The organism is Glaciecola sp. HTCC2999 (assembly GCF_000155775.1).
GTDB lineage: Bacteria > Pseudomonadota > Gammaproteobacteria > Enterobacterales > Alteromonadaceae > Opacimonas.
This window is the reverse complement of sequence record NZ_DS989815.1, coordinates 80,881-103,429: the sequence shown is the minus strand read 5'-3', so window position 1 is coordinate 103,429 and position 22,549 is coordinate 80,881. Positions and strand designations below refer to the sequence as shown.

Below are 22,549 nucleotides of genomic sequence, written 5' to 3'. Positions count from 1 at the left end.
CTTGTACGCAGTTACGAACCGACCCTAAGGATAGTTATGATCTACATAACTTATTAAAATTACTAAAAAAAAAAGGGTTATACACAGAAAAGTGCTTCCTTAATAATAATAGTAATAATCTATACACTATATAAAAGCTTTTTTTATTAAAAGCAGTGCTACGCACAAAGCATTGTCAACTTTCTGGCAAATCAGCTAAAATAAGAAGGTTAATATTTATAGGTCAAATTACATGTTTTACGAAGAATCATATGATGTCATTGTCGTTGGTGGTGGTCATGCTGGTACAGAAGCAGCTTTAGCGGCTGCCCGTATGGGTGTGAAAACATTATTGCTAACACATAATATGGAAACGTTAGGCCAAATGTCATGTAATCCGGCAATAGGTGGAATTGGTAAAGGTCATCTAGTAAAAGAAATAGATGCACTGGGTGGTACGATGGCACATGCTATCGATCATGCTGGAATTCAATTTCGTACATTAAATTCTTCAAAAGGTCCTGCTGTAAGAGCTACACGAGCTCAAGCAGATCGTAATTTATATAGAAATGCCGTAAGAAAATCATTAGAACATCAACAAAATTTGACCATTTTTCAACAATCTTGTGATGATATTATAGTTGAAAACAACCGTGTAACTGGTGTTGTTACACAAATGGGTTTGAAATTTAAAGCCAAAACCGTTGTGATAACGGTAGGTACATTTTTAGGTGGAACCATCCACATAGGAATGGAGAATTACAAAGGAGGACGCGCTGGCGATCCACCTTCAATAGCACTTGCACAACGATTAAGAGCATTACCATTTAGAGTTGATAGATTAAAAACTGGCACACCCGCAAGACTTGACGCTAGGACGTTAAATTATGAAGTCATGCAAGCTCAGCCAGGGGATACCCCTTTACCTGTATTTTCTTTCATGGGAAAAGTGGAACAGCATCCACGTCAAATTCCATGTTATATCACACATACTAATGAACGTACCCATGAGATAATTCGTGGCGGGCTAGATCGTTCTCCTATGTATACCGGTGTTATTGAAGGAATAGGACCACGATATTGTCCAAGCATTGAAGATAAAATTAATCGGTTTGCTGATAAGGATTCTCATCAAATATTTGTTGAACCAGAAGGATTAGATTCAATTGAAATATATCCTAATGGTATATCGACATCTTTACCTTTTGATGTGCAATTTGATTTAGTTCGTTCCATTAAAGGTTTTGAAAATGCGCATATTATTCGACCTGGCTATGCGATTGAATATGATTTCTTTGATCCACGAGATTTGAAACAGTCATTAGAAACTAAATTTATAGAAGGGTTATTTTTTGCTGGTCAAATTAATGGGACCACCGGTTATGAAGAAGCTGGTGCTCAAGGGTTAATTGCTGGCGCGAATGCGGCTTTACAAACGCAAGATAAAGCCCCTATCAGTTTACGTCGTGACCAAGCCTACATAGGTGTTTTAATTGATGATTTAGCGACTATGGGCACGAAAGAACCGTATCGTATGTTTACTTCTCGTGCTGAATATCGATTATTATTACGCGAAGATAACGCTGATATGCGCTTAACACCATTAGGTCGAGAAGTAGGTCTGGTTGATGATGCTCGATGGGCTGCCTTTAATGAAAAGTTAGATTTAATTGAACAAGAAAAACAAAGACTAAAAGCGCATTATGTACATCCAGAACACAGTGCGACACCAGCATTAAATCCACTATTGAAAAATCCAGTAAGTAGGGAACATACGTTTGAAGAATTAATTAGACGTCCTGAAATGACTTATAAAAAGCTAATGGAAATAGAAGGAATTGGACCAGGTTTAGAGCATGTACAAGCAGCTGAACAAGTAGAGATACAAATTAAATATGCTGGTTATATAGAACGCCAAAAAGAAGAAATAGCGAAAACACAGCGGCACGAAGAAACCTTATTACCACCGACATTTGATTATTCTCAAATTTCTGGTTTGTCCAATGAGGTAGTAGCGAAGTTAACAGAGTCTCGTCCAGAAACTATTGGTAAAGCGTCTCGAATATCTGGTATCACACCAGCAGCAATATCTTTGTTGTTGGTATATTTGAAAAAACACAACATGTTGAGAAAATCTGCCTAATGACTGATACCTTATTTCAAGCAGCAGACCAACAGCTAGTTGCTAAATTAACTTACCTAGTAGCTAAAACTGATCTCACTGTTACGGCTGAACAACTACAAAAATTAGTGATGTATATCGAAATGATGCACAAATGGAATAAGGCGTATAACCTCACTTCCATTCGTCAAATTGATGATATGCTAGTAAAACATGTATTAGATTCAATTGTGGTATCACCATTTTTGCGTGGAACACGGTTTATTGATGTCGGAACTGGGCCAGGTTTACCAGGGATACCATTGGCAATAATGCATCCTGAATATGAATTTGTATTACTAGACTCATTAGGAAAACGTGTTAGATTCATGCAGCAAGTGGCATATGGGTTAAAATTGAATAATATTTCGCCAGTACAATCAAGAGTAGAAGAATATAAAGATCCTAATGGATTTGATGGTGTCATTTCCAGAGCCTTTGCTAGCATAAAAGATATGTTGCACTGGTGTGGTCATTTGGTAAATACTAGTGGAGAATTTGTTGCCCTAAAAGGCCAATATCCTGAATCTGAGTTAACTGAGATGCCAATAAATTTTCAATTAAAAGAGTCAGTTCAATTACATGTCCCTCAATTGATCGGGGAACGGCATTTAATTCGCATAATATCAACGCAAACAGTATAAAAGAGATTGGCCCGTGGCTAAAATAATCGCAATAGCGAATCAAAAAGGTGGTGTTGGTAAAACCACATCGACAGTAAACCTTGCTGCTTCTATGGCAGCAACTAAACGTCGTGTTTTATTGATAGACCTTGATCCTCAGGGCAACGCAACGACTGCCAGCGGTATATCAAAACATGATGTTAAAAATACCTGTTACGAATTATTAATTGAAGATAAGCCTGCTAAAGAAATTATAATCAATGAAACAAGTGGTAAATATCATTTAATTGCTGGTAATTCTGATAATACAGCTGCTGAAGTTAAACTGATGGAACTGTATGCTCGCGAAGTTAGATTACGAAATGCATTAAATCCGGTAAAAGACGATTATGATTTTATCTTTATTGATTGTCCCCCATCCTTGTCCCAATTGACGGTTAACGCACTTGCAGCGGCCGATTCTGTTATCGTACCTATGCAATGTGAATATTATGCATTAGAAGGTTAACCGAACTAATGGGTACAATTGAAAACTCGCTTCAGTTGTGAATAAAGATTTATGCATTGAGTATTTTACGTACCATGTACGATCCGCGTAATCGCTTAGCAAATGATGTTTCTGAACAATTAAAACGTCATTTTGGAAAACTTGTATATCGAACTGTCATTCCTCGTAATGTCCGATTAGCAGAAGCACCTAGTTACGGTACACCAGCAATGTATTATGATAAATCTTCTACTGGTGCAAAAGCTTATCTTGCTTTAGCTGGTGAAATTATCAATAGTAAAAATAAAAGTGCTACACAATAAACTGTATAGGAAAACAACAGATTATGGCTGGAAAAAGTAAAGGTTTAGGTCGAGGATTAGATGCACTGCTAACCTCTAATCGTACTGTAGCACCAAATACTGTTAGTCAGTCAAAGATTAAATCTGGCGAGCCTACTGATGGTGACTTACGCCATTTACCAATTGATTGTTTGCAACCCGGAAAATATCAGCCTCGTAAAGATATGTCACCCGATGCTTTAGAGGAACTATCTACCTCTATTCAAGCACAAGGAATTATTCAACCAATTGTTGTTCGCAGTGTAGGGAATAATAAATTTGAAATTATTGCTGGTGAACGTCGTTGGCGTGCAGCCAAATTAGCCTTATTACATGAGGTACCTTGCTTAATTAAAGAAGTAGCTGATGAAGCTGCCGTTGCGATTGCATTAATTGAGAACATCCAGCGTGAAGATCTTAATGCCATGGAAGAAGCTCAAGCGCTTGACCGTTTAATGAAAGAATTTGAACTGACTCATCAAGAAGTTGCTATTGCCGTAGGTAAATCACGCACTACCGTAACGAACTTACTGCGTCTCAATTTACTCAATGATGAAGTAAAAAAATTACTTGAATACGGTGATATTGAAATGGGTCATGCAAGAACTTTACTTGCATTAGAAAGTGATTTACAAAAAGAGGCAGGTAAACACGTGGCGGACAATAAACTCAGTGTTCGCGAAACAGAAAATTATGTCCGTAAGTTATTAAACCCACCTCAAGAAAAAGAATCAAAATCAGTCGTTCCAGATGTCGAACAATTACAAACAAGACTAGCAGAACAAATTGGTGCACAAGTCCAGATTAACGCAAATAAAAAAGGTAAGGGCAAGGTTGTTATCAATTTCTCTGATTTAGAACAGTTAGATGGAATTTTAGGATTTTTTAACGAATAAAAGTCATTCATTATGTGGGTGAATGTTTACGACTTTGGATCTACTACGATCAACCTACCTAGGTAAATCAATAGCTACAGAGCCTTATTTATCGAGATCATCATTTATATGTATGAGTGGTATTAAAATTATCATTGATCTTTATTAGTTGAAATAATATCCATTCTAAGTATACTTCTCCACGCTAAAGTTAGGTTTTAAATGTAAGAGAGTATAAGTGAGAAAATCGTTGGTAAGTAAAGGAAAAATACTGGCCACCAAAACTCTACTACTTCAATTTTTTGTATCTCTCATTTTATCTTTATTTTTTGTAATTTTTTTCACTTCACATCTAGCCGTATCTTTTGCAATAGGTGCCGCTGTTAGTGTAATTCCTAATTTAGTATTTTCATTTTTTGCGTTTCGGTTCGCCGGCGCCACCAAAAAAGATTTGGTGATGAAGAGTTTTAGCCAAGGCTCTAAAATAAAATTGGCGATGACAATGATTTTATTTGTGCTGGCATATCAATTACCTCAGTTACATCCCGTAACTATGTTAATCGGATTTGTCCTCACAACGGCGACACATACTATTTCGATCATATGGATCAGTAAACGCCACTCAACAATTTCTAATTAAACGTGGGTTAAACAATGGCATCAGAATATACTACTACTGAATATATCCAACACCATTTAACCAATGCTGTCATGTGTACTACTGAAAACGGTATTGCATTCAACAAAGCTTGTAAAGATGCAGGTTTTTGGTCATGGCACATCGACACACTTCTGTGGTCAATTGGTTTAGGTGTTCTTTTCTTATGGTTATTTACCAGCGCTGCTAAAAAAGCAACTGTTGGTGTTCCAACCAAATGGCAAGCATTTATTGAAATAGTGATTGAGTTTGTGAATACAAACGTTAAAGATACTTTTCATGGTAAAAATGCACTTATCGCGCCTCTAGCATTAACTATTTTCGTCTGGGTGTTCTTGATGAACTTGATGGATTTAGTACCGGTAGATTTCTTACCTACTATCGCTGGTTTCATTGGTTCTACCGCATTTGGAATGGATCCACATGATGTATACATGAAAGCGGTACCGACGACAGATTTGAACTTAACTTTTGCATTAGCAATTGGTGTATTCTTCTTGATTATTTACTATTCAATCAAGATCAAAGGTATCACCGGTTTTATGAAAGAGTTAACACTGCAACCGTTCAACCATTGGGCGTTCATTCCAGTGAATTTCATCCTAGAATCAGTCACTTTAATTGCTCGTCCAGTATCTCTTGCCTTACGTTTGTTCGGTAACTTATACGCTAGTGAATTGATTTTTATACTTATTGCAACCTTAGGATTATGGCAGTTACCGCTGCATTTCCCATGGGCTGTGTTCCATATTTTGGTTCTTCCATTGCAAGCGTTTATCTTCATGATGTTAACTATCGTGTATTTAAGCCTGGCACATGAAGACCATTAATTGTTTCTTTTAACTTTAAACTTTAACTACGAAAACTCGGAGACATAAAATGTTATATATCGCAGTTGCTCTACTAATCGGAATGGGTGCCCTAGGTACCGCTATTGGTTTCGGTATCTTAGGTGGTAAATTCTTAGAATCTGCTGCTCGCCAACCAGAACTTGCACCACAATTGCAAGTTAAAATGTTCATCGTAGCAGGTCTTATCGATGCTATCGCGATGATCGGTGTTGGTATCGCTCTTTACCTATTGTTCGCGGTTGGTGCTTAATTTACTTAACCCGAAAGTTTTAGCGAACATTAAATAGGAGGAGTAGACGTGAACATTAACGCCACTCTAATAGGTCAAGCAATCGCTTTTGCTGTCTTTGTATGGTTCTGCATGAAGTTCGTGTGGCCACCACTACTAGGCGCAATTGAAGAGCGTCAGAAGAAAATAGCCGATGGGCTAGAAGCTTCTGACCGTGCTGAACAAGATCTAGCAGATGCTCAAGCTCAAGCAGCTGAGCAGCTTAAAGAAGCCAAAGCGCAAGCAGCAGACATTATCGAGCAAGCCAAAAAGCGTGCCAACGTCTTAGTTGACGAAGAAACGCAACGTGGTCACTCTGAGCGTGAGAAAATCATCGCCCAAGGTTATGCGGAGATAGAAGCTGAACGCAACCGTGCCAAAGAAGATTTGCGTAAGCAAGTATCTGCTTTAGCTATTGCTGGCGCAGAAAAAATCTTAGCGCGTGAAATCGATAAAGACGCTCAAGCCGACATTGTTGCAAAACTTGTCGACGAGCTATAAGGGAGAATGAGCCATGTCTGAATTGACTACCGTTGCTCGCCCTTATGCCAAAGCGGCTTTTGATTTCGCTGTCGAGAAAGAAACCGTCGCCCAATGGCAAGAAATGCTGGTATTCGCTGGTGCAGTTGCTCAGGATGACGCCATTAAACAAGTGTTAAATGGTGCTTATTCTGCTGACAGACTAGCTGAAATATTTATCGGTGTTTGCGGTGAGCAAATCGACGAAAACGGTCAAAACTTCATTAAAGTTTTGGCAGAGAACCAACGTTTATCTGCACTTCCTGAAGTTGCTACGTTGTTTAATCAGCTAAAAGCTGACTTTGATAAAGAAATTGATGTAGATGTCACATCTGCGATCAAACTGACCAAAGCACAACAAACTAACATCAGCAAGGCGCTTGAAAAACGCTTGGCACGTAAAGTGAAGCTTAATTGTAACGTGGATAAGGCAGTTGTTGCTGGTTTAGTAATAAAAGCCGGTGACACAGTTATCGATGGTTCCATACACACTAAATTAAACCGTCTAGCAGACGCGTTACAAGCATAACGGGGATAAGAGCATGCAACTTAATTCCACTGAAATTGCAGAACTAATCAAAAAACGAATTGAGAAGTTTGAAGTAGTAAGTGAAGCTCGCAATGAAGGTACAATTGTCGGTGTTACCGACGGTATCATCCGTATTACCGGCCTAGCCGATGTAATGCAAGGGGAAATGATCGAGCTTCCTGGAAATCGTTACGCTATCGCACTTAACTTAGAACGAGATTCTGTTGGTGCAGTAGTTATGGGTCCATATCAGGACCTTCAAGAAGGTAATAAAGTACAATCAACTGGTCGTATCTTAGAAGTACCAGTAGGCCCAGGTCTACTAGGTCGTGTTGTTAACACACTAGGTGAGCCAATTGATGGTAAAGGCGCAATCGAAGCTGCTGGTTTTGAGCCAGTTGAAAAAATTGCACCGGGTGTTATCGAACGTCAATCAGTTGATCAGCCAGTTCAAACAGGTTACAAATCTGTTGACTCAATGATCCCAATCGGTCGTGGCCAGCGTGAGCTAGTTATCGGTGACCGTCAAACGGGTAAAACTGCATTAGCTATCGATGCCATCATTAACCAAAAAAATACAGGCATTAAATGTGTTTACGTAGCGATTGGCCAAAAGGCCTCTACTATCGCTAACGTAGTACGCAAACTAGAAGAGCACGGTGCACTTGCTAACACTATCGTAGTGGCAGCATCAGCATCTGAGTCTGCAGCATTGCAGTACTTGTCAGCGTATTCTGGTTGTACTATGGGTGAATACTTCCGTGACCGCGGTGAAGATGCATTAATCGTATATGATGATTTGTCTAAGCAAGCTGTTGCTTACCGTCAAGTATCATTACTATTAAAACGTCCTCCTGGTCGTGAAGCATACCCTGGTGACGTATTCTATCTACATTCACGTCTACTTGAGCGTGCTGCTCGTGTAAACGCTGACTATGTAGAGAAATTTACAAACGGTGAAGTGAAAGGTCAAACGGGTTCTTTAACTGCGTTACCTATCATTGAAACGCAAGCCGGTGACGTATCTGCATTCGTACCAACTAACGTAATCTCAATTACCGATGGTCAGATCTTCTTAGAAACTGACTTATTTAACGCGGGTATTCGCCCAGCGGTAAATGCGGGTATTTCAGTATCTCGTGTTGGTGGTGCAGCGCAAACTAAAATCATCAAGAAACTAGGTGGTGGTATCCGTCTAGCACTTGCTCAGTATCGTGAATTAGCGGCGTTCTCGCAATTTGCATCTGACCTTGATGATGCAACTCGTGCTCAATTAGAGCATGGTGAGCGTGCAACCGAATTAATGAAACAGAACCAGTATGCACCGTTATCGGTTGCTAATACTGCTGTTTCCCTGTTCGCGATAGAAAAAGGTTTCTTGAAAGACGTTGAGTTGAACAAGGTACTAGATTTTGAAGCGGCACTTCACTCTTACATGGGTGCAGAGCAAGCTGAGTTAGTCAAGACTATCAATGAAACAGGTAACTATAACGACGACATTGAAAAGCAACTAAACGATGCTTTAACAACGTTTTGTAATACACAAACGTGGTAATCAATGAGCTCTGGTAAGGTAACTTACTAGAGCGTTTCGTTAGGTAATCGGAGAAATAGTCATGGCTAGCGGTAAAGAGATAAAAGGTAAGATTGGGAGTATTAAAAATACTCAAAAGATTACTAGTGCAATGGAAATGATGGCAGCGTCTAAGATTAAAAAGGCGCAAGATCGTATGGCTTCTGGCCGTCCATATGCACAAAACATGCTAAAAGTGATTGGTCACATTGCCAATGGTAACCTCGAATATCGCCATCCATATATGGAAGCGAGAGAGGTCAAACGTGTCGGCTACATCGTAGTATCTACAGATCGTGGATTATGCGGAGGTTTAAACTCCAACTTATTCAAGAAAGTAGCCAAAGATGTACAAGCTAAGCGCGAGAACGGAGTTGAGGTTGCGTTTGCAGCTATCGGTTCCAAAGCGGTTGGTTTCTTCTCACGTTTTGGTGGTTCTGTTTTAGCAGCAGAATCAGGATTAGGTGATAAGCCCTCTGTCAGTGATGTGGTTGGTGTCGTTCGTGTCATGCTAGATGCATATGACGCGGGTGAACTAGACCAAATCCATTTAGTGTTCAATCATTTTGCGAGCACTATGGTACAAGAGCCGGTGATCAATCAATTGTTACCTTTGCCTAAATCAGAAAATGAAAGCGTACAACACCGCTGGGATTACATCTACGAGCCAGATCCAAGAGAAATTTTGGAAACATTAATGGTTCGTTATATTGAATCTCAGGTATATCAAGGCGTTGTCGAAAACGTAGCTTCTGAACAAGCAGCACGAATGGTAGCGATGAAGGCGGCAACAGATAATGCCGGTAACTTAATCGACGAATTGCAACTGGTATACAACAAAGCACGTCAAGCAGCAATCACACAAGAAATCAGTGAGATTGTTGGCGGCGCGGCAGCGGTGTAGGCAAAGGTTTAATAAGGTATATAGAGGACAAATTATGAGTCAAGGTAAGGTCGTCCAAATCATTGGTGCTGTTGTGGATATTGAATTTCCACAAGACGCAGTGCCACGTGTTTATGACGCACTAAAAGTGACCGACGGTGACTTAGCAGGGCTAACCCTGGAAGTGCAACAGCAATTAGGTGGCGGAGTTGTTCGTAGTATCGCATTAGGTACTACAGATGGTTTACGTCGTGGTTTAGCAGTAGATAATACAAATGCACCGATTCAAGTACCAGTAGGTACTAAGACCTTAGGTCGAATCATGGATGTATTAGGTAATCCTATTGATGAAGCAGGTCCAATCGGTGAAGAAGAGCGTATGTCTATTCACCGTGAAGCACCAAGCTACGAAGAACAATCAAGTTCAGTTGAACTACTTGAAACTGGTATCAAAGTTATCGACTTAGTATGCCCGTTCGCTAAAGGTGGTAAAGTTGGATTGTTCGGTGGTGCCGGTGTTGGTAAAACTGTTAACATGATGGAATTGATTCGTAACATCGCGATCGAGCACAGCGGTTACTCAGTATTTGCTGGTGTAGGTGAGCGTACTCGTGAAGGTAACGATTTCTATCACGAAATGAACGACTCTAACGTACTTGATAAAGTATCGTTAGTTTACGGTCAAATGAATGAGCCTCCTGGTAACCGTTTACGTGTTGCACTAACAGGTCTAACTATGGCTGAAAAATTCCGTGATGAAGGCCGTGATGTACTATTCTTCGTTGATAACATCTATCGTTATACTCTAGCAGGAACTGAAGTATCAGCACTTCTAGGTCGTATGCCATCAGCAGTAGGTTATCAGCCTACACTAGCTGAAGAAATGGGTGTACTTCAAGAGCGTATTACATCAACTAAGAAAGGTTCAATCACGTCTATCCAAGCGGTATACGTACCTGCGGATGATTTAACGGATCCATCTCCAGCAACAACCTTTGCTCACTTAGATGCAACAGTTGTACTTTCTCGTGATATCGCATCATTAGGTATTTACCCAGCGGTAGATCCTCTAGATTCGACTTCACGTCAGTTAGATCCATTAGTTGTCGGTCAAGAGCACTATGACACTGCACAGGGCGTTCAAACGACTCTTCAGCGTTATAAAGAGCTTAAAGACATCATCGCGATTCTAGGTATGGACGAATTATCTGAAGAAGATAAGCAAGTGGTAACACGCGCTCGTAAAATCCAGCGTTTCTTATCACAGCCATTCTTCGTTGCAGAAGTATTTACTGGTTCTCCAGGTAAGTACGTATCTCTTAAAGACACTATCAGTGGCTTTAAAGGTATTCTTGCAGGTGATTACGATGATATGCCAGAGCAAGCATTCTATATGGTTGGTTCTATTGACGAAGCATTGGAAAAAGCTAAAGCCTAAGGCTTTAGCTCCATGCTACACAATTACCTAATATAGGAGGTCACATGGCAGAAGCTACCGTACATTTAGATGTGGTAAGTGCAGAAGAAGCGATTTTTTCTGGTGCCGTTGAAGCGATTCAAGTGACAGGTAGTGAAGGTGAGCTAGGAATACATCCTGGTCACGCACCACTTATCACTAATATCCGTCCAGGTATGGTGCGTTTAGTGCAAAACGGCAAAGAAGATTTTATCTATATTGCTGGTGGAACACTAGAAATTCAACCGCACACCGTTACCGTGTTAGCTGATACAGCTATTCGCGCTGATGATTTGGACGAGAGCACCGCTGAAGAGGCTAAACGTCAAGCTGAGGAATCCATAGCGAATCCTGGCGCTGATTTTGACCATAATGCAGCAAGCATACAGCTTGAAGAAGCACTTGCTCAATTAAGATTGATTCAGCAATTACGTAAATAACAGTTGTATTGTTATACAAAGACCCGCTTTAAGCGGGTTTTTTATTGCCTATAAAATTATATTACCTTGCAAGATACTTGTAGCAACGATTGAGGAAAGTAAATAGACTCAACTTATATTCAATAAAATGTTGGACGCTATTTTATGATCAACCACTATCAAATTACGTTACCAAGCTATTCAAGAGGGTTTCACCTAATTACACACCATATCGAACAGGGACTACCTAATTTACCTGCTGAAGCTGTCGTACAGATATTTATCAAACATACCAGCGCCTCAATAAGTATCAATGAAAACGCTGATGCTAGCGTTAGGGATGACATGGAAACATTCATTAATTATTTAGTACCAGAACGATTAGCCTTATATACACATACTTATGAAGGTGACGATGATATGCCTGCACATATTAAAGCAGCATTGATTGGTAACCATGTCTCTATTCCTGTTATCAACGGACACTTAGCACTTGGTACCTGGCAAGGTATTTATTTAGGTGAGCATCGTAATCATGGTGGTAATCGACGCTTAATAGTTACGGTTCAAAGCTAAAATTGGTATCCAATACTCAATAATACGGCACTGTTAGGCTCATTATCTTTAACAAAGGGAAACTCAGGATCCGTGGTGTATAGAAAATCTAATCCAACGACAAAGCCATCATCAAAAGTACTGTTCGGGAAATAGTTTATATTGATACCCGCACCTTCTGCTCCGACTATCCATCCTAGTTGCAAACCGAATGAAACATGTTCATTTAGCGCATAATCATATCCTGCAGTCGCACCAAGTAAGCCTAAGCTTAACCTGCAGCGAGCATCATTTTTGACATAGGCACTCTGTATACCCAATGCCCCACCAAACTGATAACCTAAACCAGCACTAAATGTTGAGGTGGTAGATTTGATTCGGACACTCTAGATAAGAGATAATTCTCAAAACTGGAGTGCATTATGAATGCTAGAAAAAAATATTCAAAAGAATTTAAGTTAGACGCTATCAGCCTAGTGGTTGATCAGAAGTTCAGTCGAGCTGAAGCGGCAAGAAGCTTGGAGATTAATCCAAATCTGATTACCCGTTGGATGAAAGAACACGAACAAGATAATGATGGTCAGGCGTTTCGTGGTAATGGCAAGCTGACGCCAGAGCAAGAAGAAATTAGGCAACTGAGAGCAAAGGTTCGCCAGCTTGAAATGGACAAAAACATTTTAAAGGAAGCAACGGTCTTTTTTGCCAAAGAAATGAAGTAAAGTACCGCTTCATTGCCCAAAATAAGAAGACCTATCCCGTTGACAGAATGTGTCAATTGTTAGGGGTGAAGCGCAGCGGCTTTTACCGTTGGGCGAAGATAGAACAAGAAATAGACCCTACTCATGCTGATATGATCGAGTGGGTGAAAAAGATAGCTGTCGCTAGTGATAACACGTATGGCAGCCGCAGAATGAAGCATGCCCTGAATTGTTTAGGCTATCCAGTGAGTCGCCAAAAGGCGAAGAAGCTAATGCTTGAAGCCAAGGTGTGGGTTCGTTATCGCAAGAAATATAAGGTGACAACAGACAGTAACCATAACAAGCCGTTGTTTGATAATGTGCTCAATCGTGAGTTTACTGTGGATGCGCCTAACAAAGCGTATGTTTCTGATATTACTTACATATGGACGCGAGAAGGTTGGTTGTACTTAGCCATCGTGATTGATTTGTACTCGCGTAAAATCGTTGGTTGGAGCATGAGCTCAAGGATGAAAGCAAAGCTGGTAATTGACGCGCTGAGAATGGCAATATGGCAGCGAAAACCAGAGAAAGGATTAATTGTGCATACCGACCGTGGCTCGCAATATGCCAGTCACGAGTATCGTAAATTACTTAACGCTCATGGCCTAGTTGGCAGCATGAGCAGAAAAGGCGATTGTTGGGATAATGCCGTTGCTGAAAGTTTCTTCGGCAGCTTGAAAAACGAACGGGTTCATTGGCGAAACTACCAAACTCGATACGAAGCACAACAGGATATCTTGAATTACATCACGATGTTCTATAACAGCTATAGACTGCATTCATATCTGGGGTATCAAAGCCCAAATCAGTATGAGCAGGAAATGGTAAAACTACAAAAAGTTGCTTAACTGGGTTGTCCGAAATATGTTGACCACGTCATGTAAATTCTTCTGCTTTTGTAGCAGTACTAAGAGATATCAAAATACAGAGTAATAATATTTTCATCGATAAATTCCATTGATAACAAAATCGGTGTTGCTGATATCAAACTAAAAAACCCGCTGAATAAAGGGTCCAAAAAATGAGGGCTCATTATAATGCGGGTTTTTAAAAACACTTCAATACAAATAATAGACTGATTAGCGTGTTGCTAATTGCAAACAATCTTCCATTTTTTTGAAATATTTATCTGACAGTTGTGTGGGTACAATATATTTAACCCGCCTGTCTTTGTCGTCGGTCTTTAACACGATCATATTTTTTTGTAATAATGATTTTATGCGTCTATGGCTGGTTCTTTCTGAGGTTCCAGGTAACATATTAGCAATCTCGGTAACTGAGATTTTCATATCACTAAACCATACACTGGCACAAACATTCAATAACCGTTCTTCTACTGAATCTAATTCAGGAAAAGTAGGCAGTTTTTGAACTGCTTGAGCTAAATGTAGGAACTTAAAATATGTATTACTTGTTTCCATAATACTTACTTCCTATTTTCTAACACACCAAATCATTATACCTGATGATTAAGAAATAGCTAAAAGCGTTTGTGCCTTACTGTAAGCATGTAGTTTTTTATGTCCGGGTGACCAACCGACTAAAAAGCGCTCAAAATCAGCCCATGCAACACAATATAAACTCTCCCATTCAGTGATTAATGCTGCAACATCAACTTGTCCATCTCTATCATTAAGTACATTGTGAATGTGTGAAAAATAATATGTCACTAATTCATCAGCATGTTGAGTTAATTGAGAATTGGATAGGGCGCTGCCTAAAAAATACATGACATCAACGATGCCTACTCCTTTACCACAATATTGGAAATCAACCGCAGCGACTTGATGTAACGTCATATCAAAACAAAAGTTAGCGATTTTCGCATCACCATGTATTAGTGTTTGATATTGAGCATGCTGTAAGGCGTCATCAAGTTGATGTGCGGCACGTTTCAACGCTGAATCTGGCATGTTTTGAAATTCATCAGGACGGGTAGCTAAATGCCAGTATGACCCGCGTGACCATTGTCGATCTAATACCACGGGGGAGGGGTGTGGATAGCCGCGGTCAACTTGTAAAAACTGTATATGAAAGTGAGCTAACCAATGCAGAACCTGTTTAGCAATATCAAGTGTCTGCGCATCATTTAAACGCACGTTAAATCCAAAAGCGTCTAGATCTTCTAATACTAATACAATGACATCATTATCGTGATGTTGATATAAACACGCAGGTACACGGGCTGATGCATGAGAGAGTGGTGCAAGCGTATTATAGAAAATGCATTCGTTTTGGTATGATGAAATTTTACGTTGATGCGCAAAATTGGTTTGCCAGCCTCTTGGATGTTCGCGCTGCTGTGTCTGAATATCAATGGTTTTGACTATTACCGACTGAGTATCTATGCGATAACGGGAAATACTGCCATAACCACTCCACAATGATTGCACAGTTTCAATGTATTCAATATTAGAGGTGTTAAATTGCTGAGTAAGAATTTTGATAATTGAATGTTGGATCATATGGGATCTTCAATATTGGTCTTAGTATGCGGCTCATGTCTTTGCCAATGTGATTGCATAGCATTTAATAATGCATATAAAACACTCGTGTCAGAATCAAACAATTGTTCTAATGTGTACGCACAAGCTTCAAGTGTCGACATACTATGTGATTGTGTCGTTTTTCGTATGGCATATTGAGTGGATGGTGCATTACTAAATGTCAGCGTAGTGCATTGCTGAAGTTCAGGGTAACTTAACCATAGCTTTCGAGTTTTACGCCAGCTACCATCTAATAAGATAATATGTTCAATGCCAGCCAGTTTTTCGTCTAAGGACATGTCCGATGCTAAATACAATGTTTCTATAGGTTGTGCGTTTTCTGATGGATAAATAACAACAGTGCACTGATTTTGTTTAATTAAAGTCTGAGGCCATTCGGTAATACCATCTAATGTGACAATTTGACATGATGGGATCGCAAGCGTTAATAGCCTAGCAGTATTTTTCGCATGTAGTGTTTCACTTGGATCTTGTATGATAGTAATATTTGCAGGTACAGACATTGGCAAAAGAACGTGACATACACAAGTCTTAAGAGGGTAATGGCATTGCTGACATAATGGTCGTTTAGAGTTTTTCATCCAGAATAGAATAACAGGCCTTATCGAAAATATCGCCTCGATTATCTAATATAATGTTGATTACGTCTATTTCGGATTAACACATTGCCTTTATCGTTTTTTCAATACCTCTTACTATAAATATCATTTAATTAAGTTGAGATTTTTATTAACTATCAATTGCCTACGTTGCCCGTAAGCGTAACGTTTGAAGAAAAGAAGAGCTTATTTCATGCGCATGCTGCTTTAGCAGAAACGAGAGACATGGCTATGCAAGTGCTCGCGACACAGCAAGAGCAATATCCCGATGCGCGTCATCATTGTTGGGCTTACTTGCTAGGAGCGCCAGCAAAGCCATTATCACTTGCCTCTAATGATGATGGAGAGCCAAGCGGTACAGCAGGTAAACCCATGTTAAATGTGTTACAACACAATGACATTGGCGATGTGATGGTCGTTATTAGTCGTTATTTTGGAGGGATTAAATTAGGTGCTGGTGGGTTAGTTAGAGCATATAGCCGAGCCACTGCCATGGCGCTAGAACAGTTACAAACTCATACGTTTATTCCTCGCATACCCATACACTTAACGGTATCATTTAAGGACGAGCAATTTGTACGTCATATTGTCGAACAGCACCAAGGTAATATTGATGCTTGTCAATACAGTGATACAGTGCTGCTGAGTGTCTCCGTCCCCAAAGTGACAGCTGTGGCGTTTAAACAACATATCCAAATGGTAACTATAAACGATGAAAGTAAATAAATATTTTGATGATAATGTCTTTTCAATTGGTTTTGATTCCAAAGACGGTGCGGTAAGTTCGGGTGTAATGGCACCTGGTGAATATACGTTTGGTACTTCACAAAAAGAAAAAATGGTAGTGGTTCACGGTACTATGTCTGTCAAGTTACCTGGTAAAGACACATGGGAAGAAATTGTCCAAGGTAACGCATTTCACGTGGAAGCTGGCGTCGAGTTTAATGTGAAGATTGAAGAACATTGCGCTTATCTGTGTTATTACAGTTAGTCTTCGTGAATTTATACATTGTGTAAAGGTTAAGGGTGTTGGGTTAACTCTCTTTCAAAAATAGGTATTGTTGTCGATATTATGAATACTGAATCCCTACCTATCCACGGCATATTATCGACATTACATGAAATTCTTACCGTCGATGATTGCGTTGTGTTAGCGGCGCAACCTGGTGCCGGTAAATCAACGCAAGTGCCATTATCATTGTTATCTGCGTCATGGGTAACGGGTAAAATATTGATCCTTGAGCCACGCCGTGTCGCAGTAAAATCAATTGCACATTATCTGGCATATCAACTTGGTGAATCTGTCGGGCACACAGTCGGTTATCAAATTCGTCATGAGCGTAATGTGAGTCAACAAACGCGAATTGAAGTGATCACTGAAGGGATTTTAACGCGTCGATTACAGTCCGATCCTGAGTTAGCCGATGTCAGTGTCGTGATATTTGATGAATTTCATGAACGTGCTGTCCATGCAGATCTGGCATTGTTACTGTGCCGAGAAGTCCAAGAAGGGTTGCGTGACGATTTACGGGTATTAGTCATGTCAGCGACCATGGATACCCTCAGTGTGTCGGATTATTTGGGTGGTGCTCGAGTGATTGATTGTCCAGGTCGCAGTTTTCCTGTGGAGATAAGCTATCATCCACCAAAACTATCGAAGCATCAGTCCATGAATCGTCTATCAAATCGTGATATTGCCAGTATGGTGTCTGATGCGCTTGAGCATGCATTAGTACAGCTCAGTGATCATGGTGATGTGTTAGTGTTTTTGCCCAGCCAAGGGGCTATTCATGCGGCGATGAATCAATGTGAAACACGCTTAAAAGACCAATCGAAAATCGCTTGTTATGCGCTTTATGGGGCAATGTCGCTCAGCGCACAAGAGGAAATCATCCGCCCATCTTCTGCATTATATTCCCCAGCATCATCGTCCTCTGCGACTGCTTCCGAATCGGTTTCGTCAAATCCACCGAGGCGCATTATCTTTGCGACAAATATTGCTGAAACCAGTGTGACGATCCCGAATGTGACGATGGTGATTGATACGGGTTTAGAAAAATCCGCGTTATTTGATGTCAAAAGTGGATTAACGAAATTAGTGACTCAGCGCATCGCCAAATCATCCGCCGATCAGCGCGCCGGTCGAGCAGGACGTGTCCAAGCTGGACATTGCATTCGCTTGTGGAGTGAAACCCAGCAATATCAGCTAGCCGATTTTGCACCGTTGGCCATTAATAATACCGATTTATCGGCATTTACGTTGGAGCTCAGCGCGTGGGGGATCCATGATCCGCTAGCAGCAAACTGGTTAGATACTCCGCCTACAGCCCACATTGAACATGCTTTGCAATTAAATACCTCACTAGCGTTAATTCAATCTCAAGGTCAGCTCAGCACTAAAGGGCAACAGCTCTTAGACATGGGAATAGAGCCCCGTTTGGGCGCGATGCTACTTAGTGCTGATAGTACCGTAGAGCAAGCTTTAGCTTGTGTGCTTGCGGCGCTTCTTACCGAGCGGGATATTGCCAATGATCCAGCATTTGTCCAGCAACACTTTGGGGTCGATGTGCTGGCCCGTCTTAGCGCAGTTATTCATACATTGATCACCTCGCGTTCATCGAAAGGGAGCTTGCACCATATTCAGCAACTGGCGCTTCGTTGGTTTGGACAAATCACCGGTAACATCCAAACAACCCATTCACGCCAAGCGTTTTATGATGCATTAGGCCAAATTAGTGATGTCGCAACGATGAGTGCTCGTTTATGTGCGGTTGCATTTGTGGATAGAATTGCAAAACGCCGCGCCGCAGATCCTGATTTATCGCAAAAAATATCCTATACCATGGCCAATGGTCGGGGTGTGAGTCTGATGCCCAATGAACCCTTAGCCAGTTCGCTTTGGCTGGTGATTGTAGATTGTGATGGACAAAACAATGATGGTCGAGTGTTTCTTGCATTGGCAGTCAGCGAAGCGGTGATCATGCAACTAGATAGTGTGAATACTGAAAACGTTTATGAATATAGTGTGGCGAATAATAAAATCACTGGACGTCGACAAACTCGTATCGGGCAGTTAGTGATAAATGAAACGCCGCTTTCCACCATCCCCGATGAGGTGTTAATACCGTGCTTTATGCAAGTCGTGGCCGAGCAAGGGCTGCGTTTTTTACAATGGGATAAACGTTGTGAACAATGGAGTCTGCGGGTGCAATGGTTAGCAGAATATTGCCCAGATGAGTTGCCATTGATTGATGAGGCGTATTTATTAGGACACCTGAATGACTGGTTGTTGCCTTATTGTCATGGCATCAAAACCATCAGACAGTTACAACAATTAGCGTTAATGCCTTTACTAGAAGCGATATTGACATATGAGCAACAACAATTTCTGGCTAAACACGCACCGGTAAAATATACCGCTCCCAGTGGGCTGTCATGCCACATCACTTATTCCAAACACCAAGCACCGTCAGTGCATATTGTGTTACAAGAAATGTTTGGTCAGTTAACCTCGCCGTTACTCGCCAATGGTCAAGTACCCTTATGTTTTACGCTTCTCTCACCTGCCCGGAGAGATTTACAAACCACTAGTGACCTCGCGCATTTCTGGACGCATTCATATTTTGATGTGCGCAAAGATATGAAGGGGCGTTATCCAAAACATCGATGGCCAGAAAAACCGTTAGAGGAACGGCCTGGTCGTTCGATAAAACCGAAAAATACCACCTAATGATTCATTAATGGCAGTGGAAAGTTAATAACTAGAGATTGAATAATGGCGTTTCAAGTGCCAGCCTAAGGTGATACCGCGCATGGCTTGCAGTCCGAGTAGCGCAAACCATAGCGCCATATTATCGTATTGCGATGTAAGTACATACACACCCATAAAGCCAAATAGCGCACTAATAAACATACTGTTACGCATCACATCACCACGGGTGAGCCCGATATATATGCCGTCTAAACAGTAACACCAATGGGCAATCAAAGGCAGCGCAAGGATAATCCAATAGTACGCTTGAGCTGCGCTGATGATATTGGTTTGCGCGGTGAGTAAGTGGAGTATTTGGTCAAAGCCAAATGCAAAAATGAAACAAAATACAATGCCTAATACCGTAGAGCATTGGATACTAGCGATAATATAGCGCCAGCGTTGGCGTTTATCCGTTTTACCCTCTGATTCCCCAACCACCGCTTCGATGGCATAAGCAATGCCGTCTAGTCCTAATGCGATGATGATGAAAAATTGCATCAAAATCGCGTTCACCGCCGCTTCGGTAACCCCATAACGTGCACCACGGTAGGTCACAAACGCTAAGCAACCTTGCAAGAAAATCGAGCGAAGAAACAGGTCGCGATTAAGGCTCAAGATGCGTTTAAATTTCGCTAACGTGCGCCACTGTTCAGAGAACAAAGCAAAGGAAGCTAAATGTGGGGCTTTTATAGTTGCACTGTAGATGCCAGATAGTGCCATCAACAACATTGCCCACTCAGCAATGACGGTCGCATAGGCCACACCTTTTACAGCCATATCTAAATATACGGCAAGTACAAGATTGAGAGCGATATTTAATGCATTGCCGACAATTTGGATTGTCATGACGAGGCGCGCTTGTTGTTGACCCACTAAATAACCGATCAATACCAAATTTAATAACGCAATGGGGACATTATAAAAGCGAATAACAACATAGTCAGACAGGCTTTGCGCGGCTAAACCGCTTAACGTTGTCCAACCAAAGAGTAATTCTAACCAAAATGGACTGGCGAGCATTAAACCCATACCCAAGATCATGGCAATAATACAGGCGCGAGAGAGATCATCTAAACGGCCTATTTTAGGCGTGTTGGTTTGGATTGAAGTCGATTGGTGTGTGTGTTGTTGAGTGTCAGCCTCACGTGCTATTGCAGCGTTAAATAGTCCAAAACTTTGCGCCGAAAGTCCGGTCATGGACATGCGTAAAAACCCGCAGATCCATAATAACTGTGAGATAAAAAACGCGCCCACAGCAGCCCCAGCTAAAAAGGCAGGGGAATCTAAGTGTCCTAACACTGCCGTATCTACTAACCCCAATAATGGCTGTGATAGGTTCGCCAGGATCATTGGGATAGCGAGGGTGAGTATTTTTTTGATCGGGTCTGATAGCATTAGGGTTGAATGCCTAGCTGTGTATACGCTAGTTGCAGTAATTCTTTGTCAACATGAGGTGGCATTGAGTCTACCTCTTTTTCTAAGGCTGCGACAATAGTTTGTAAACGTTGATTAAGTAATTCATTGGCAAGTGGCAGGTTGAGTCATTTGCATGATCGGGTCAAGGTACTTGTTGGACTCTGCTTTGATAATGTGTTGATCGAGTGATTCTGATGCGATATGAACCTCTTCTAAAGCAAGGGCTGCCTTATCTATTTGGGACTTAAGCTGAGCAACTGCCTGTTCCAAAGTGTAAGTCAGTTCATGTACTTTGACCATGTCTAAGGTGGTTAGCTCGGTTTTATCTTTAATAGCGCTTAATTCCGCGTTATAAGTAGTTAGGTTGCATAGTGCAGAGGTTAGATCAGGCGAGGCAACGGGCTCAAAATGGCTTGATTCGGATGCAAGGACTGCTGTGCTAGTGATAGTGGAGACGGCAGCAGTAACAAGTAGTAAACGGCGCAGAGTGAATAATGACATAAACATAAAAGATCTCGTTAGGGTAAAGGAATAATTAACACGCCCAAAGATGATAATGGTTATCATTTGCGATTACAACAAGAGTTTTCTTCGATGACTTGTCCCCCATTCTTTTTTGGCTGAGACTTTGATAGAGTCATTATACGTTCCTAATAAAGCACCCTTGTTAATGTCGACCGATCGCAATATCACTTTTTATTCAGAGCATGCAACACGCCTCGCAGCCCAATACGACGATGTGGCTGTGACCGATGTGCACAAAGACTGGCTATTGCATTTACCTGAGCCAGGTATGGCACTCGATGTAGGCGCGGGTTCAGGTCGTGATGCGCGTTTTTTAGCGAGTAAAGGGTTCAGTGTGGTGGCAGTGGAGCCCGCTAATGGTATTCGTGAAGTCGCTCAAGCTTATTCTGGTGCCGACACAGAGTATACTGAGATTCAATATTCCAACACTCAGCATACCCAAACTCAAGGTAGTATCCACTGGCTCGATGATAGTTTGCCAGAGTTAAAGCAAGTGTTTGCCTTGCAGGTGAAATTTGATTTGATACTACTCAGTGCGGTGTGGATGCACATTCCTGCCTCCCAGCGTGAACGCGCGCTGCGTAAACTCAGCTCATTACTCAAACCCAGCGGCAGATTAATAATCTCATTGCGTCATGGTGCTTGTCATGACGAACGGGTGATGCATGACGTGAGCGCCGACGAGTTAGCGCAATTGGCCCGTCAATTTGGACTGAGTTATCGCTTATTAACGCCAGAAGCTCAGTCTGATAGGTTGGGCCGAGATGATGTGACTTGGCAAACGGTGATGCTGGTCAAACAGAGTCAGTAAGAGTAATTACATTACCACCA

24 protein-coding genes and 1 pseudogene are annotated in these 22,549 nt (G+C 41.2%); 19 read left to right on the top strand and 6 right to left on the bottom strand.

Annotated features, from left to right (window positions below):
* The first annotated feature begins 232 nt into the window (after positions 1-232).
* From mnmG to G2999_RS10810, 14 genes and pseudogenes are all read left to right on the top strand, one after another.
* A complete protein-coding gene (gene mnmG, locus G2999_RS10875; protein ID WP_010181628.1) occupies positions 233-2,122 on the top strand; it encodes a tRNA uridine-5-carboxymethylaminomethyl(34) synthesis enzyme MnmG in 1,890 nt (629 codons plus the stop codon).
* Positions 2,122-2,784, top strand: coding sequence for a 16S rRNA (guanine(527)-N(7))-methyltransferase RsmG (gene rsmG, locus G2999_RS10870; protein ID WP_010181626.1), 663 nt, complete (start codon positions 2,122-2,124; stop codon positions 2,782-2,784). The genes mnmG and rsmG overlap by 1 nt, the downstream gene beginning before the upstream one ends.
* Before the next feature lie 13 nt (positions 2,785-2,797).
* A pseudogene (locus tag G2999_RS12425) lies at positions 2,798-3,573 on the top strand (ParA family protein).
* A 23-nt stretch (positions 3,574-3,596) separates the two neighbouring features.
* Entirely contained in the window at positions 3,597-4,487 is an 891-nt protein-coding gene (locus G2999_RS10860; RefSeq protein WP_010181623.1) for a ParB/RepB/Spo0J family partition protein, read from the top strand.
* A 217-nt stretch (positions 4,488-4,704) separates the two neighbouring features.
* A complete protein-coding gene (locus G2999_RS13835; RefSeq protein WP_010181621.1) occupies positions 4,705-5,106 on the top strand; it encodes an ATP synthase subunit I in 402 nt (133 codons plus the stop codon).
* Positions 5,107-5,120: 14 nt separating this feature from the next.
* Complete coding sequence (gene atpB / locus G2999_RS10850) at positions 5,121-5,954, top strand: F0F1 ATP synthase subunit A (protein WP_010181619.1); 834 nt, start codon at positions 5,121-5,123, stop codon at positions 5,952-5,954.
* Positions 5,955-6,003: 49 nt separating this feature from the next.
* Positions 6,004-6,225, top strand: coding sequence for a F0F1 ATP synthase subunit C (gene atpE / locus G2999_RS10845; RefSeq protein ID WP_010181617.1), 222 nt, complete (start codon positions 6,004-6,006; stop codon positions 6,223-6,225).
* Between the two features lie 48 nt (positions 6,226-6,273).
* The gene (atpF, locus tag G2999_RS10840; protein WP_010181615.1) at positions 6,274-6,744 is read left to right on the top strand and encodes a F0F1 ATP synthase subunit B; all 471 of its coding nucleotides are present in this window, start codon (positions 6,274-6,276) and stop codon (positions 6,742-6,744) included.
* A 13-nt stretch (positions 6,745-6,757) separates the two neighbouring features.
* On the top strand, positions 6,758-7,291 hold the full coding sequence (gene atpH / locus G2999_RS10835; protein WP_010181613.1) for a F0F1 ATP synthase subunit delta: 534 nt from the start codon (positions 6,758-6,760) through the stop codon (positions 7,289-7,291).
* Positions 7,292-7,304: 13 nt separating this feature from the next.
* Positions 7,305-8,846: a F0F1 ATP synthase subunit alpha gene (gene atpA / locus G2999_RS10830; RefSeq protein ID WP_010181610.1), complete on the top strand. Its 1,542-nt coding sequence runs from the start codon at positions 7,305-7,307 to the stop codon at positions 8,844-8,846.
* 61 nt (positions 8,847-8,907) lie between these two features.
* Positions 8,908-9,768: a F0F1 ATP synthase subunit gamma gene (gene atpG / locus G2999_RS10825; RefSeq protein ID WP_010181609.1), complete on the top strand. Its 861-nt coding sequence runs from the start codon at positions 8,908-8,910 to the stop codon at positions 9,766-9,768.
* A gap of 34 nt (positions 9,769-9,802) precedes the next feature.
* Positions 9,803-11,185 (top strand): F0F1 ATP synthase subunit beta, encoded by a 1,383-nt coding sequence (gene atpD, locus G2999_RS10820; RefSeq protein WP_010181607.1) that lies wholly within the window; start codon positions 9,803-9,805, stop codon positions 11,183-11,185.
* Positions 11,186-11,229: 44 nt separating this feature from the next.
* Positions 11,230-11,643: a F0F1 ATP synthase subunit epsilon gene (locus G2999_RS10815; protein WP_010181606.1), complete on the top strand. Its 414-nt coding sequence runs from the start codon at positions 11,230-11,232 to the stop codon at positions 11,641-11,643.
* Between the two features lie 144 nt (positions 11,644-11,787).
* Positions 11,788-12,198 (top strand): secondary thiamine-phosphate synthase enzyme YjbQ, encoded by a 411-nt coding sequence (locus G2999_RS10810; protein WP_010181604.1) that lies wholly within the window; start codon positions 11,788-11,790, stop codon positions 12,196-12,198.
* Here the strand turns inward: G2999_RS10810 and G2999_RS10805 are convergent.
* A complete protein-coding gene (locus G2999_RS10805; protein WP_010181602.1) occupies positions 12,195-12,497 on the bottom strand; it encodes a hypothetical protein in 303 nt (100 codons plus the stop codon). The genes G2999_RS10810 and G2999_RS10805 overlap by 4 nt on opposite strands.
* 102 nt (positions 12,498-12,599) lie before the next feature.
* Between G2999_RS10805 and G2999_RS10795 the strand changes: the two genes are divergently transcribed.
* A protein-coding gene (locus tag G2999_RS10795; RefSeq protein ID WP_076611658.1) for an IS3-like element ISApr1 family transposase occupies positions 12,600-13,765 on the top strand; the annotation gives its coding sequence in 2 pieces (ribosomal slippage) (positions 12,600-12,846 and positions 12,846-13,765; 1,167 coding nt in all).
* 231 nt (positions 13,766-13,996) lie between these two features.
* Here G2999_RS10795 and G2999_RS10790 read toward each other — a convergent pair.
* The 3 genes from G2999_RS10790 to G2999_RS10780 are packed head-to-tail and all read right to left on the bottom strand — an operon-like array spanning position 13,997 to position 16,005.
* The gene (locus tag G2999_RS10790; RefSeq protein WP_010181599.1) at positions 13,997-14,338 is read right to left on the bottom strand and encodes a hypothetical protein; all 342 of its coding nucleotides are present in this window, start codon (positions 14,336-14,338) and stop codon (positions 13,997-13,999) included.
* Between the two features lie 48 nt (positions 14,339-14,386).
* Positions 14,387-15,382, bottom strand: a complete 996-nt coding sequence (locus tag G2999_RS10785; RefSeq protein WP_010181597.1) for a phosphotransferase — start codon at positions 15,380-15,382, stop codon at positions 14,387-14,389.
* Entirely contained in the window at positions 15,379-16,005 is a 627-nt protein-coding gene (locus tag G2999_RS10780; protein ID WP_083781719.1) for a tRNA-uridine aminocarboxypropyltransferase, read from the bottom strand. Before G2999_RS10780 ends, G2999_RS10785 begins: the two co-directional genes overlap by 4 nt.
* Before the next feature lie 168 nt (positions 16,006-16,173).
* On the opposite strand from G2999_RS10780, the gene G2999_RS10775 reads away from it, so the two are divergent.
* From G2999_RS10775 to hrpB, 3 genes are all read left to right on the top strand, one after another.
* A complete protein-coding gene (locus tag G2999_RS10775; protein ID WP_232222453.1) occupies positions 16,174-16,749 on the top strand; it encodes a YigZ family protein in 576 nt (191 codons plus the stop codon).
* Positions 16,736-17,014 (top strand): pyrimidine/purine nucleoside phosphorylase, encoded by a 279-nt coding sequence (locus G2999_RS10770; RefSeq protein WP_010181590.1) that lies wholly within the window; start codon positions 16,736-16,738, stop codon positions 17,012-17,014. The genes G2999_RS10775 and G2999_RS10770 overlap by 14 nt, the downstream gene beginning before the upstream one ends.
* 81 nt (positions 17,015-17,095) lie before the next feature.
* Positions 17,096-19,753, top strand: a complete 2,658-nt coding sequence (hrpB, locus tag G2999_RS10765) for an ATP-dependent helicase HrpB (RefSeq protein ID WP_010181588.1) — start codon at positions 17,096-17,098, stop codon at positions 19,751-19,753.
* 24 nt (positions 19,754-19,777) lie between these two features.
* On the opposite strand, the gene G2999_RS12415 is transcribed toward hrpB, so the two are convergent.
* Together G2999_RS12415 and G2999_RS12410 are read right to left on the bottom strand one after the other, a co-directional pair.
* Positions 19,778-21,172 (bottom strand): MATE family efflux transporter, encoded by a 1,395-nt coding sequence (locus G2999_RS12415; RefSeq protein ID WP_010181586.1) that lies wholly within the window; start codon positions 21,170-21,172, stop codon positions 19,778-19,780.
* Positions 21,173-21,295: 123 nt separating this feature from the next.
* On the bottom strand, positions 21,296-21,700 hold the full coding sequence (locus G2999_RS12410) for a DUF6746 family protein (protein ID WP_010181584.1): 405 nt from the start codon (positions 21,698-21,700) through the stop codon (positions 21,296-21,298).
* A gap of 163 nt (positions 21,701-21,863) precedes the next feature.
* Between G2999_RS12410 and G2999_RS10750 the strand changes: the two genes are divergently transcribed.
* The gene (locus tag G2999_RS10750) at positions 21,864-22,529 is read left to right on the top strand and encodes a bifunctional 2-polyprenyl-6-hydroxyphenol methylase/3-demethylubiquinol 3-O-methyltransferase UbiG (RefSeq protein WP_010181582.1); all 666 of its coding nucleotides are present in this window, start codon (positions 21,864-21,866) and stop codon (positions 22,527-22,529) included.
* Positions 22,530-22,549: the final 20 nt, after the last annotated feature.